Here is a 13,607-nt window from a genome sequence, read left to right as displayed (position 1 = left end):
TCGTATCCCCTCTACTGAAAATGGGGCCACCTTGCCACAGAGATTTAAAGGATAACTCATCATCCAGGGGTTTATTAGGGGAGGAGACTCCAGGAGGAGAAGCGGCTCCGCTTATCCGGCCTACCGTTGCCTGTAGACCGGATAAGGCAGAGAAAAATGACTACGCCTGCGCCAATTGACGGTCGCGACGGCGTTTAAACATCCAGCCAATCAACAGCAGAACTATCCACGCAAAACCCACATACAGTGAGATGCGGGTATCCGGATGGTAGCCGATAAGCGCAATAATGAAGACCAGGAAAATCAGACCCGCTATCGTCGTTACGACACCGCCGGGCACCTTAAACTTCAGCGCTTTTACCTCTTCCGGCGGTAAACGGCGACGGAAGGCGATTTGCGACAGCAGGATCATAATCCATACCCATACCGTGGCAAACGTCGCCAGCGAAGCAATCACCAGGAAGACGTTTTCCGGCATGATGTAGTTCAGGTAAACCGCAAACAGCAGCGCAATCGTCATCACCAGCACAGTGACCCACGGAATACCACGGCGTGACGTTTTGGCAAAGATTTTCGGCGCGCTCCCCTGCTCCGCCATACCATGCAGCATACGGCCTACGCCAAACACATCGGAGTTGATAGCGGAAAGCGAGGCGGTCAATACCACAAAGTTCAGAATGCTGGCGGCAAAGGTAATCCCCATATGCTGGAACGTCAGCACAAATGGACTGCCGTTTGTGCCGACCTGATTCCACGGATAGATAGACATAATGACGAACAGCGTGCCGACATAAAATACCAGGATACGCATCGGTACTGAGTTAATGGCGCGCGGAATGGATTTCTCCGGGTCTTTCGCTTCCCCGGCGGTGATACCGATAATCTCAATCCCGCCGTAAGCGAACATCACCATTTGCAGCGACATGATCATTCCCAGCCAGCCATTGCTGAAGAAGCCGCCGTTGCTCCACAGGTTATGAATGCCAGTCGGCTGCCCGCCGTTGCCAATTCCCCACACAATGATGCCGATACCCGCGACAATCATGATAATAATGGTGGCGACTTTGAAGAAGGAGAACCAAAACTCCAGCTCGCCGAACACCTTGACGCTCATCAGGTTGATGGCGCAAATGATCAGCACCACGCTAAGCACCCAAATCCAGTGCGGCACGGCGGGGAACCAGACCCCCATATAAATGCCGAACGCGGTCACGTCGGCAATGGCGACGATCAGGATCTCAAAACAGTAGGTCCAGCCGGTAATGTAGCCCGCAAGCGGGCCGAGGTTTTCCTGCGCATAGCGCGAAAATGAGCTGGCGGCAGGGTTGTGAACGGACATTTCCCCCAATGCGCGCATAATGATATATGCCGCGACCCCGCCAATAATATAGGCCAACAGCACGCTCGGCCCCGCCATTTTGATGGCGTCCGCCGAGCCGTAAAACAGGCCGGTGCCGATTGCCGAACCTAATGCCATAAAGCGAATGTGCCGGGTGCTCAGCCCACGCTTTAGCTTATTATTGCTTTCCATCAATTTCTGACCTATCAACACAATAAAAAACCACGGGGCGTTAAGCCCCGTGGTGTACACATATGTCAGCGATTTTAGTGAGCGCTGGAGGTCACCTGCCGACCCGCCGCGCGATCCCAGATAATCGCCAGGATCACCATCACCACCGTTGGCATCAACCACGCCAGTCCCTGTTCCGCCAGCGGTAAACGCTGACTCCAGGCTGGCAGCATATCGCCAAAGGCAGATGCTTTGATGCCGTCAAGGATACCAAAAAGCAGACTGATAAACATGGCCGGCGCGATGATACGGGTGGAATTATGCCACCATGAGCGGGTAAAACTTAATACAACCAGTGCGATACACGGCGGATAGATAGCCGTCAGCACCGGAATGGAGATTTGAATCAGATGGCTCAGTCCGAGATTTGACACCACCATAGAGAAGCCGCCGAGAATAAAGACCAGCGTGCGGTAAGACAGCGGAATATACTGCGCGAAAAACTCAGCGCAGGCGCAGGTCAGCCCCACCGCCGTCACCAGACACGCGATAAAGATCAGCGCCGCCAGCAGGAAGCTTCCCGCGCCGCCAAAGGTATGCTGAACGTAGGCATGAAGAATCGCCGCGCCGTTCGCTGACTGATCGACCAGCGTCGCGCTGTCAGAACCTAAGCGGAACAAGGCAAGGTAAAGCAGCGTCAGCCCCACGCCCGCCATCAGGCCGGCCCAGACCGTGTAACGCGTCAACAGGCGCGCTTCGGTCACGCCGCGAGAACGCGCCGCGTTCACAATAACGATACCAAACACCATCGCGCCCAGCGTATCCATCGTCAGATAGCCGTTCACAAATCCGTTAGAAAAGGCCGCATTCTGATAAGCGTCCAGGGCGTTGCTGATTGGACCGGCAGGCCAAACGATAGCCGCGACGGAAAGGATGACCAGCGCAATAATTTTCAACGGCGCCAGGAAATTCCCTACCGTATCCAGCAGCTTACCCGGATAGAGGGAAACCAGAATAACAATAGCGAAATAGACCACGCTGTAAATCAGCAACGGCATTGCAGAATCGCCGGTCAACGGAGCGATACCGACCTCAAACGACACCGTCGCGGTACGCGGCGTCGCAAATAACGGCCCGACGGCCAGATAGCAAACGGTCGCCAGCAGGAGTCCCGCCACTTTACCAATCGGCGTACTGAGGCTGTCTACGCCGCCGCCGACTTTCGCCAGCGCCACAACAGTAAGAACCGGTAGCCCTACGGCGGTAATCAGAAAGCCAATAGCGGCTGTCCAGACGTGTTCACCCGCCTGCAAACCGACCATAGGAGGAAAGATAATATTGCCTGCGCCAACGAACAGCGCAAATGTCATAAAGCCCAGGGCGATGATATCGCGCGATTTTAACTGATGGGTCATAAAGTCTTACTGCCTGTGGATGGTGATGTTGTAAACATTAAAATTTTTGCCTTTCCCGGAGGATTATAAAGCGGCGTTTTTTATCAATTTCAGCGGGAAAAGCTCCCGGACCGATGCGGCGAAGAATTGTTTTTCGATTTACCGCGCAAATGCAGTCGTAATGACAGCACCTGAAGCGCAATTTAAACGCTTATAACGTTTTAAAGCAAGGTGGGATCTAAAAACCAGATGAATATAGCGATATGAAATTTACAACCAGAATAAAACACCATTCTCATGAAAAAGTTATGGCTAATCATGCGAACAAAAAATCACCAAACGTTGAATGTTTCAACGAGTCCGTCTTAACTGCAAAGAAAATAAGCCAGCATCCGCTGGCTTATGGAAAGTTATACTTACGAAAGGCAATTAATCGCTATTTTTGGCAATTAAACGTTCCGGCAGCACAAAGCTAAATCGCGTTCCTTTGCCAGGCGAACTGTCGATTTCAAGGCGGCTTTCATGGTGATTCAACGCATGTTTCACAATCGCCAATCCCAGGCCGCTGCCGCCCGTTTGCCGCGAACGCGCTTTATCGACGCGGTAGAAGCGTTCGGTCAGACGAGGAATATGCTCGGCAGCAATCCCCGGACCGTTATCTTGAATGCAAAACTCAGCGCCATGCGCGACACGTCGCCAGCTCACCGTAATATGCGTTCCCGCCGGCGTATGGTTTACCGCGTTATACACCAGGTTTGAGATCGCGCTACGTAGCTGCTCTTCATTACCCAGAACGCTAAGACTATCGTCGACCTCAAACGTAAAGGTATGTTTCTGCTGGCTGAGCGTCTGCGCTTCACGCTCCACGACCCGCAGCATCATCGGTACATCCACTTTTTCATTTAATAACAGCGCCGGGGCCGCCTCAATTTTAGACAGCGTAAGCAGTTGTTTTACCAGCCCTTCCATACGATACGTTTGCTCGCGCATCGTATGCAGCGCTTTCTCTCGCGTCGCCCCTTCCAGCGCCTGTTCCTGCATCATTTCCAGATAGCCTTGCAATACCGTCAATGGCGTACGCAACTCATGGCTAACGTTGGCGAAAAAGTTACGTCTGGCGCCTTCAAGCTGATGCATTTGCGTCACATCGCGCGCCACCATCAGGAGTTGTTTATCGGTATAAGGCATGACGCGGATCTCCAGGTGCCGCCCGGTATTGAGCACCAAATGAAGCGGACGGGTGAAATCACGCGTTTTTAAATACTGGGTAAACTCCGGATAACGCAGTAGATTGAGAATATTCTGCCCGTTGTCATCCGGCCAGCGTAGCCCCAGTATCTGTTGCGCCAAACCGTTACACCAAAAAATGCCGCCCTCTTCTGTGGTCAGTACCACGGCATCAGGCAGCGACTCCGCGCCGCTGCGAAAACGTTTAATCAGGTTCCCCAGCTCGCGGCGACGCTTCTTATTTCGCAACTGCATCTGGTGTAAACCGTATAACAGCGGTTCCCAACTTCCCCGCCCCGGCGGCGGCGTCATACTTCTGTCGACCCAAAGCCACCAGGAAAGACGTAATAAATTCCAGAAATGCCAGACAAGCAGTCCCGTCACCGCCGCCAGTAAAAACCACGGCAGATAACCAAAAAAAGCGCTAAGGATAAGCGCGGGGATGCAACAGAGCACCAGCTCCAGCACCAGCCTTTTCCATGACAGCCGTTCCAGCACGCGTCATACTCCCTCAAGAATGGAAAGCCTTCTCCGCCAGAAACCTGTGTTCTACTGGCGGAAAAGGCATTAAAAGCGGGTCGAAAAACGATACCCTGTCCCGCGTACCGTTTGCACCATCCGGTCGTGGCCGCTGTGCTCCAGCGCCTTACGCAAACGGCGAATATGCACGTCGACCGTCCGGTCTTCAACGTACACATTGGTGCCCCAGACATGATTGAGTAGCTGTTCGCGGCTGTAAACCCGTTCCGGGTGCGTCATAAAGAAATGGAGTAATTTAAATTCGGTCGGCCCCATATCCAGCGGGCTGTCGCCGGTCATCACGCGGTGAGAGCCAGGATCAAGGCTCAGTCCCTGCATCTCGATCACCTCTTCGACCGCCATCGGCGAGATGCGCCGCATAACGGCTTTAATGCGCGCCACCAACTCCTTGGGGGAAAACGGCTTGGTAATGTAATCGTCAGCGCCGGTTTCCAGCCCGCGCACACGATCTTCTTCCTCACCTCTCGCGGTCAGCATAACCACAGGAATATCCCGGGTCATGGCCTCACGTTTGAGATGTTTAATAAACTGTAACCCTGACCCGCCGGGCAACATCCAGTCAAGAAGGATGAGATCCGGCCAGGGTTCATTAAGTTTATTCACCGCACTGTCATAATCTTCGGCTTCTACGGGCTGAAAGCCATTTTGTTCGAGCACGAAGCACACCATTTCACGGATCGGCGCCTCATCTTCTACGACCAGAATACGTCTCGCCATAATTTGCCCTGTTAGTCGTTAGTTATCAATGCCGCGCCATTATGCGTCAGATTTATGACAGATTTATGAAAAAAAAAAGCGGCATTGACAGCATGTTGATGATTTATGACACCGGTGAAACCGTGCATTACCGTGTACCGGCGGTAAATTGCGCCCAAAAATGGAGGGGATGACGTGTATAATCCCGTTCACGCTTTTTTTGCATGGAACAATTATGCGCATCCTCCACACCTCTGACTGGCATCTGGGACAAAACTTCTACAGTAAAAGCCGCGCCGCGGAGCATCAGGCTTTTCTGGACTGGCTGCTGGAGACCGCGCAGGCCCATCAGGTGGATGCCATTATTGTCGCTGGCGATATTTTTGATACCGGTTCGCCGCCAAGCTATGCCCGAGAACTTTATAACCGTTTCGTCGTTAATTTACAGCAAACGGGCTGTCATCTGGTGGTGCTGGCCGGTAATCATGATTCCGTCGCCACGCTAAACGAGTCGCGCGACATTCTGGCGTTTCTCAATACAACCGTGATCGCCAGCGCGGGCTATGCGCCGCGGCTACTTCATCGTCGCGACGGTTCTCCGGGCGCCGTACTGTGCCCCATTCCCTTTTTGCGCCCGCGCGACATTATTACCAGTCAGGCGGGGTTATCCGGCAGCGAGAAACAGCAGCAACTTCTTCATGCGATTGCCGATTATTATCAACAGCAGTATCAGGAAGCATGCCAGCTACGCGGCGAACGAAAGCTGCCGGTTATCGCAACGGGACATTTAACCACCGTCGGCGCCAGCAAAAGCGATGCGGTTCGCGACATTTATATCGGTACGCTGGATGCCTTTCCGGCGCAGCATTTCCCCCCCGCGGATTATATCGCATTGGGACACATTCACCGCGCGCAATGTGTCGGTGGTACAGAGCATATCCGCTATTGCGGCTCGCCCATCGCCCTCAGCTTTGATGAGTGCGGCAAAAGCAAATGCGTGCATCTGGTGACCTTCGACCAGGGGAAATGGCAAAGCACCGAAAGTCTGGCTGTCCCCGTGACTCAACCGCTGGCGGTTTTAAAAGGCGACCTGGCGTCAATTACCGAACAGCTTGAGCAGTGGCGCGGCGTTGAGCAATCGCCCCCCGTCTGGCTGGATATTGAAATCACCACCGATGATTATCTGCACGATATCCAACGCAGAATACAGACATTAACGGAGTCACTCCCCGTAGAGGTATTACTGGTGCGCCGTAGCCGCGAACAGCGCGAGCGCTCGCTGGCGAACGAGCGGCGGGAAACATTAAGCGAGCTTAGCGTGGAGGAGGTTTTTGCGCGGCGTCTGGCGCTGGAAGCGTTAGATCCCCCGCAGCGCGAGCGCCTGAATCAGCTCTTTTCCAGCACGCTCTACGCGTTGAATGAGGAGCATGAGGCATGAAAATTCTCAGTTTGCGTCTGAAAAACCTGAACTCGCTGAAAGGAGAGTGGAAGGTCGACTTTACCGCCGAACCGTTTGCCAGTAACGGGTTATTCGCCATTACCGGCCCGACCGGCGCGGGAAAAACCACCTTGCTTGACGCCATCTGCCTGGCGCTGTACCACGAAACGCCGCGCCTGAATACGGTATCGCAATCGCAAAACGATTTGATGACGCGCGATACAGCGGAATGTCTGGCCGAAGTGGAGTTCGAGGTAAAAGGCGAAGCCTGGCGCGCGTTCTGGAGCCAGAACCGAGCCCGAAATCAGCCTGACGGCAATCTCCAGTCCCCACGCGTGGAGCTGGCGCGGTGTTCAGACGGAAAGATCTTTGCCGATAAGGTAAAGGATAAACTGGAGATGATCGCCACGTTGACCGGGCTGGACTACGGGCGCTTCACCCGTTCGATGTTGTTATCACAGGGGCAGTTCGCCGCCTTTCTTAACGCCAAAGCGAAAGAGCGCGCAGAGCTTCTGGAGGAGCTCACCGGCACTGAGATTTACGGGCAGATCTCCGCACAGGTATTTGAAAAACATAAATCAGCCCGTCTCGAACTGGAAAAGTTACAAGCGCAGGCCAGCGGCGTCGCCCTATTGGCAGACGAACAGTTACAGCAACTGGAAGCCAGTTTGCAGGCGCTTACTGACGAAGAGAAACGCCTGCTGGCCGACCAGCAAGGACAGCAGCAGCACCTTCACTGGCTGACCCGAAAAAACGAGCTCCACACTGAATTACACGCCCGGCAGCAGGCGCTGTACGCGGCGCAAGAGGCGCGAGAAAAAGCGCAGCCGCAGCTCGCGGCGCTGACGCTGGCGCAACCTGCTCGCCAGTTGCGCCCGCATTGGGAGCGCATTCAGGAACAAACCCGCGCCGTTGAGCGTGTTCGCCAGCACAGTGATGAAGTGAATGCTCGCTTACAAAGCGCGTATCGCCTGCGCCAGCGTATCCGCGCCTGCGCGCATCGACAATTCACGCAACTGAACGCCACAGAGCAGCGGTTGAAGACATGGCTGGCGGAACATGACGGCATCCGCGTCTGGCGCAGCGAACTGGCGGGGTGGCGAGCATTATTAACACAACAATCCCACGACCGGGCGCAACTGAGCCAATGGCAACAGCAGTTGCTGAGCGATATGCGTCAGCGTGATGCGCTACCGCCGCTCACGCTCGACCTCACGCCACAGGCGCTGGCGGAAGCCAGAGCATTGCATACCCGGCAGCGTCCGCTACGCCATCGTCTCGCCGCGCTTCAGGGGCAAATAGTCCCGAAACAAAAGCGTCAGGCGCAGCTACAGGCAGCTATCGCGCGTCATCATCAGGAACAGGCGCAATACACCCAACGTCTGGCGGATAAGCGCCTGAGTTATAAGACTAAAGCGCAGGAGCTTGCGGACGTTCGCACTATTTGCGAGCAGGAGGCGCGCATCAAAGATCTGGAAAGCCAGCGGGCGCACTTACAGTCCGGCCAGCCGTGTCCGCTTTGCGGCTCGACGACGCACCCCGCCATCGCCGCCTATCAGGCGCTGGAACTGAGCGCGAATCAAACCCGCCGCGACGCGCTGGAAAAAGAGGTCAAAACGCTGGCGGAAGAAGGCGCTGCGCTGCGAGGACAGTTAGATGCCTTAACGCAACAATTACAGCGGGATGAAAGCGAGGCGCAGTCGTTGTTGCAGGAGGAGCAAGCGCTTACTGAGGAATGGCAAACGCTGTGCGCTACGCTGGGCGTTCAGCTCCAGCCGCAAGAAGACCTCGCTGGCTGGCTGACCGCCGCGGAAGAGCATGAGCAACAGTTGGATCAGCTCAGCCAGCGTCATGCTCTACAAACGCAAATCGCGGCGCATACTGAACAGGTAGCGCGCTTTACCGCGCAGATTGCACAGCGTCAGGCGTCGCTGACGGCTGATTTGGCGCAGTATACGCTTTCCCTTCCTGCGCCAGAAGACGAGGCTTCCTGGCTGAATGAGCGCGCCGACGAAGCGAAAATATGGCAACAGCGTCAGACAGAGTTCGCGGATTTGCAAACGCAGATCGACAGGCTTGCCCCGTTGCTGGAGACGCTACCGCAAACGGATACCGCGGATTCCGACGACGACGTGCCGCTGGATAACTGGCGGCAGACGCATGATGAGTGCGTGTCATTACAAAGCCAGTTGCAAACCCTGCAGGAACAGACGACGCAGGAACAGCAGCGCGCCGCCGAGGCGATAGCGCACTTTGATGCGGCGTTAAAAAATAGCCCGTTTGACAGCCAGGCAACGTTCCTGGCGGCGTTGCTGGATGAAGAGACCGTGACCCGTCTGGAAAAACAACAACAAACGCTGGAAAGTCAGCTACAACAAGCGAAGGCGTTAAGCGCGCAGTCCGCGCAGGCGCTGGCTGACCATCAGCAACAGCCACCCGCCGGTCTGGACCCAACGTGTACGGCGGAGCAGCTCGCGCAGCGGCTGGCGCAGTTGGCGCAACAACTGCGCGAGAACACGACACGCCAGGGGGAAATCCGCCAGCAAATTAAACAGGATGCAGATAATCGGCAGCGCCAACGGGCGCTGATGGCGGAAATGAAGCAAGCCTCTCAGCAAGTGGAAGACTGGGGCTATCTCAATGCGCTGATCGGCTCTAAAGAAGGTGATAAGTTCCGCAAATTCGCCCAGGGACTGACGCTGGATAATCTGGTCTGGCTGGCGAATCATCAGCTCACCCGCCTGCATGGCCGCTATTTATTGCAGCGCAAAGCCAGCGACGCGCTGGAACTGGAGGTTGTCGATACCTGGCAGGCCGACGCCGTGCGCGATACGCGAACGTTATCAGGCGGCGAAAGCTTCCTGGTCAGCCTGGCGCTGGCGCTGGCGTTATCAGATTTGGTCAGCCATAAAACGCGCATTGATTCCTTGTTCCTGGACGAAGGCTTCGGCACGCTTGATAGCGAAACGCTGGACGCCGCGCTGGATGCGCTCGACGCGCTGAATGCCAGCGGGAAGACCATCGGTGTGATTAGCCACGTGGAAGCCATGAAAGAACGTATCCCCGTGCAGATAAAAGTGAAAAAAATCAATGGGCTTGGTTATAGCAAACTGGACAAAGCGTTTGCCGTGGAGTAACGCGAGTGTCATCCTGCGCACAGCATACCGTCATGACATAGCATAATAATGAATACACAAAGACGAATAAGGAATGGTATTACCTCGCGCTTATCCGCAAGCTATACGTTGATTGGCTGTGACAATTCATAGCCACAGCGCGCGACATGCGTCTTCATTTTCGGCAGGTGGTATGAAAAAAGTTATTTTTTCTTTGGCGCTGGGTACGTTCGGACTGGGGATGGCCGAGTTTGGCATTATGGGCGTGCTGACGGAGCTGGCACGCGATGTCGGGATAACGATTCCCGCCGCCGGGCATATGATCTCGTTTTACGCCTTCGGCGTCGTGCTGGGCGCGCCTGTAATGGCGCTCTTTTCCAGCCGCTTTTCGCTTAAACATATACTGCTGTTTCTGGTCATACTGTGCGTGATGGGCAATGCCATATTTACCTTTTCCTCGTCATATCTGATGCTCGCCGTCGGCAGACTGGTTTCCGGCTTTCCACACGGCGCCTTTTTTGGCGTCGGTGCCATTGTCCTGTCAAAGATTATCCGCCCCGGGAAGGTCACCGCCGCCGTCGCGGGTATGGTTTCAGGGATGACGGTGGCGAATCTGGTGGGCATTCCGTTCGGCACTTACCTGAGCCAGGAATTTAGCTGGCGCTACACCTTTTTATTGATCGCGGTTTTCAACATCGCCGTGCTCACCGCGATTTTCTTCTGGGTGCCGGATATTCGCGACAAAGCCCAAGGCAGCCTGCGCGAGCAGTTCCACTTCTTGCGTAGCCCCGCGCCGTGGCTCATTTTCGCCGCCACGATGTTCGGCAATGCGGGCGTTTTTGCCTGGTTCAGCTATATCAAGCCATTTATGATGTACATCTCCGGTTTTTCGGAGACGAGCATGACGTTTATTATGATGCTGGTCGGGCTGGGGATGGTGTTAGGCAATCTGTTAAGCGGCAAACTCTCCGGCAGATATACGCCGCTGCGCATCGCGGTAGTAACTGACCTCGTTATCGTGCTCTCTCTCATGGCGCTCTTTTTCTTCAGCGGATACAAAACGGCATCGCTGACTTTCGCGTTTATCTGCTGCGCTGGTCTGTTTGCGCTCTCTGCGCCGCTGCAAATCCTGCTGTTGCAAAACGCCAAAGGCGGCGAACTGCTGGGCGCGGCGGGAGGGCAAATCGCGTTTAATCTCGGTAGCGCGATTGGCGCCTGGTGCGGCGGGCTGATGCTGACGCTAGGTTTTGCGTACCACTACGTGGCGCTTCCCGCCGCCCTGCTCTCGTTTTCCGCCATGTCGTCGTTGCTGGTATACGGACGTCTAAAACACAAGCAGCCATCGGTCACGCCGGTTGCCGGATGACGCCATCCGGCTAGAAACGTTACGCCAGCGGCCACAGCCAGGCCGCGCCGCGCACGCCGCTCGAATCGCCATGCCGCGCCTTACGTACCGGCGTCTCGCACTCGCCGCCAAAAACAAACGATTTCATCAGCGACGGAACCGTTTTGTACAGGCGCTCAACATTGCTCATACCGCCGCCCAGCACAATGACATCCGGATCCAGAATATTCACGACATGAGATAATGCCTTCGCCAGCCGTAGCTCATAACGGCTTATCGCCAGTTCCGCCACGGCGTCCTGCGCGTCGACCAGACGAATAATCTCATCGCCTTTTAGCGTTTTACCGCTCAAACGCTGGTAATCCGTGGCGAATCCCGTACCGGAAATAAAGGTTTCGATACAGCCTTGTTTACCGCAATAACAGGGAATTTCTTCGCGGTAACGCAACTCATCGTCATCCATCCACGGCAACGGATTGTGGCCCCATTCGCCTGCCGTACCGTTGCCGCCGATGTGCGCCCGGCCATTTAGCGCTACGCCCGCGCCGCACCCGGTACCGATAATCACCGCAAATACCGTTTGCGCCCCCGCCGCCGCGCCATCTACCGCCTCTGATACCGCCAGGCAATTGGCATCGTTGGCTAACCGCACTTCACGCTTCAGACGACGGCTCACATCGCTATCGAACGGCTGGCCGTTAAGCCACGTAGAGTTAGCGTTTTTTACCACGCCGGTGTAAGGCGAGAGAGAACCGGGAATGCCAATGCCAACGCTACCGGTCTGGCCGGTCGCCTGTTCCGCCATGTCGACCAGCGTAGCGATGGTTTCTATCGTTTGCTGATAATCCTCCCGCGGCGTAGGCAGACGATGGCGAAACCGCTGCTCTCCTGCATCATCAAGCGCAATGACTTCCGTTTTTGTGCCGCCTAAATCGATACCAATACGCACATACCGCTCCTCATTTTTTGGGAATATCAACAGGGTAGAATTCACCGTTCTGATTGGCAATGCAAGCCTGCCGACAATTCGTTACTATACCGCCTGGATTTAACGACAAGGCCGTGGAAATTATCATGCTGTGGTTCAAAAATTTAATGGTTTACCGTCTTAGCCGCGATATCACATTACGCGCCGAAGAGATGGAGAAACAGCTCGCCTCAATGACGTTTACCCCATGCGGTAGCCAGGATATGGCCAAAATGGGCTGGGTTCCGCCGATGGGCTCTCACAGCGATGCGTTAACGCACACCGCCAATGGCCAAATTATTATTTGCGCGCGCAAAGAAGAGAAAATCCTGCCATCGCCAGTGATCAAACAGGCACTGGAGGCGAAAATCCAGAAACTGGAAGCCGATCAGGGACGCAAGCTGAAGAAGACGGAAAAAGATTCCCTGAAGGATGAAGTGTTGCATTCGTTGCTGCCGCGCGCGTTTAGCCGCTTCAGTCAGACAATGATGTGGATTGATACCGTTAACGGCCTGATTATGGTTGACTGCGCCAGCGCGAAAAAAGCGGAAGATACTTTGGCGCTACTGCGTAAAAGTCTTGGCTCGCTGCCAGTCGTCCCGCTGGCGCTGGAAAATCCGATTGAGCTGACGCTCACAGAGTGGGTGCGCTCCGGTACGGTCGCTCAGGGCTTCCAGTTGCTGGACGAAGCCGAATTGAAAGCGATGCTGGAAGATGGCGGCGTGATCCGCGCGAAAAAGCAGGATCTGGTCAGCGACGAGATCGCCGTTCATATTGAAGCGGGTAAAGTGGTCACGAAGCTGGCGCTCGACTGGCAGCAGCGTATTCAATTCGTCATGTGCGACGACGGCTCCATTAAGCGCCTGAAATTCTGCGATGAGCTGCGCGATCAGAACGAAGATATCGACCGGGAAGATTTTGCCCAACGTTTTGACGCGGACTTTATCCTGATGACCGGCGAGCTGGCGGCGCTGATTCAAAGCCTGGTGGAAGGATTAGGCGGCGAAGCGCAGCGCTAACCAGAGGGTCCCTCTCCGCCGGAGAGGGGACTCACCGTTCCGTTACAAATAGCGGCACAGATACGAGGTGGGCTCAGCAACCTGGAGATGAAACTCACTGTGGCCAGGCACGTTAAACACCTCACCGGCTGTATACACTTTCCATTCGACAGTTCCCGGCAACAGTACCTTCAACGCGCCGCTCACAACCGTCATCTCTTCGGGTTCGGCGGTGCCAAAGGTATACTCCCCTTCCGCCATCACACCAACGCTGGCCCGGCCGGTGCTACTGCTGGTAAATCCAATAGACTTAACTTTCCCGGAAAAGTATTCATTGCTTTGTAGCATAATCAGGCCCCGTCTCATTATTAAATTA

The 13,607-nt window shown here is 55.1% G+C and carries 10 protein-coding genes; 4 read left to right on the top strand and 6 right to left on the bottom strand.

All coding sequences use genetic code 11. From position 1 onward, the window contains the following. Positions 1-160 precede the first annotated feature (160 nt). The 4 genes from proY to phoB all read right to left on the bottom strand — a co-directional run bounded on the left by proY (position 161) and on the right by phoB (position 5,388). Positions 161-1,531 (bottom strand): proline-specific permease ProY, encoded by a 1,371-nt coding sequence (gene proY / locus NA197_RS08710; protein ID WP_001727981.1) that lies wholly within the window; start codon positions 1,529-1,531, stop codon positions 161-163. A 74-nt stretch (positions 1,532-1,605) separates the two neighbouring features. Beyond that, positions 1,606-2,925 carry a branched-chain amino acid transporter carrier protein BrnQ gene (gene brnQ, locus NA197_RS08705; RefSeq protein WP_000149625.1) on the bottom strand — a complete coding sequence of 440 codons (1,320 nt, stop codon included), beginning with the start codon at positions 2,923-2,925 and terminating at the stop codon, positions 1,606-1,608. Positions 2,926-3,333: 408 nt separating this feature from the next. Then, positions 3,334-4,629 (bottom strand): phosphate regulon sensor histidine kinase PhoR, encoded by a 1,296-nt coding sequence (gene phoR, locus NA197_RS08700; protein WP_000893645.1) that lies wholly within the window; start codon positions 4,627-4,629, stop codon positions 3,334-3,336. A 69-nt stretch (positions 4,630-4,698) separates the two neighbouring features. After that, positions 4,699-5,388: a phosphate response regulator transcription factor PhoB gene (gene phoB / locus NA197_RS08695; RefSeq protein ID WP_000113921.1), complete on the bottom strand. Its 690-nt coding sequence runs from the start codon at positions 5,386-5,388 to the stop codon at positions 4,699-4,701. A gap of 214 nt (positions 5,389-5,602) precedes the next feature. Here phoB and sbcD point away from each other — a divergent pair, with 214 nt between their 5' ends. The 3 genes from sbcD to araJ all read left to right on the top strand — a co-directional run bounded on the left by sbcD (position 5,603) and on the right by araJ (position 11,287). Beyond that, positions 5,603-6,805, top strand: a complete 1,203-nt coding sequence (gene sbcD, locus NA197_RS08690) for an exonuclease subunit SbcD (protein WP_001221259.1) — start codon at positions 5,603-5,605, stop codon at positions 6,803-6,805. Next, positions 6,802-9,942: an exonuclease subunit SbcC gene (gene sbcC / locus NA197_RS08685; RefSeq protein ID WP_079849381.1), complete on the top strand. Its 3,141-nt coding sequence runs from the start codon at positions 6,802-6,804 to the stop codon at positions 9,940-9,942. Before sbcD ends, sbcC begins: the two co-directional genes overlap by 4 nt. A gap of 172 nt (positions 9,943-10,114) precedes the next feature. After that, entirely contained in the window at positions 10,115-11,287 is a 1,173-nt protein-coding gene (araJ, locus tag NA197_RS08680; RefSeq protein WP_000755616.1) for an MFS transporter AraJ, read from the top strand. Positions 11,288-11,306: 19 nt separating this feature from the next. Here the strand turns inward: araJ and mak are convergent, their stop codons facing one another. Continuing rightward, positions 11,307-12,215: a fructokinase gene (mak, locus tag NA197_RS08675; protein WP_001219273.1), complete on the bottom strand. Its 909-nt coding sequence runs from the start codon at positions 12,213-12,215 to the stop codon at positions 11,307-11,309. Positions 12,216-12,340: 125 nt separating this feature from the next. Here mak and rdgC point away from each other — a divergent pair, with 125 nt between their 5' ends. Beyond that, positions 12,341-13,252 (top strand): recombination-associated protein RdgC, encoded by a 912-nt coding sequence (gene rdgC / locus NA197_RS08670; protein WP_000964305.1) that lies wholly within the window; start codon positions 12,341-12,343, stop codon positions 13,250-13,252. Between the two features lie 42 nt (positions 13,253-13,294). Here rdgC and ppnP read toward each other — a convergent pair whose 3' ends face one another. Further along, positions 13,295-13,579 (bottom strand): pyrimidine/purine nucleoside phosphorylase, encoded by a 285-nt coding sequence (ppnP, locus tag NA197_RS08665; protein ID WP_000941953.1) that lies wholly within the window; start codon positions 13,577-13,579, stop codon positions 13,295-13,297. Positions 13,580-13,607 lie beyond the last annotated feature (28 nt).

Source organism: Salmonella sp. NW884, assembly GCF_051700745.1.
Classification (GTDB): Bacteria; Pseudomonadota; Gammaproteobacteria; order Enterobacterales; family Enterobacteriaceae; genus Salmonella; species Salmonella enterica.
The sequence above is the reverse complement of the archived record's forward strand: the minus strand, read 5'-3'. Positions and strand labels throughout refer to the sequence as shown.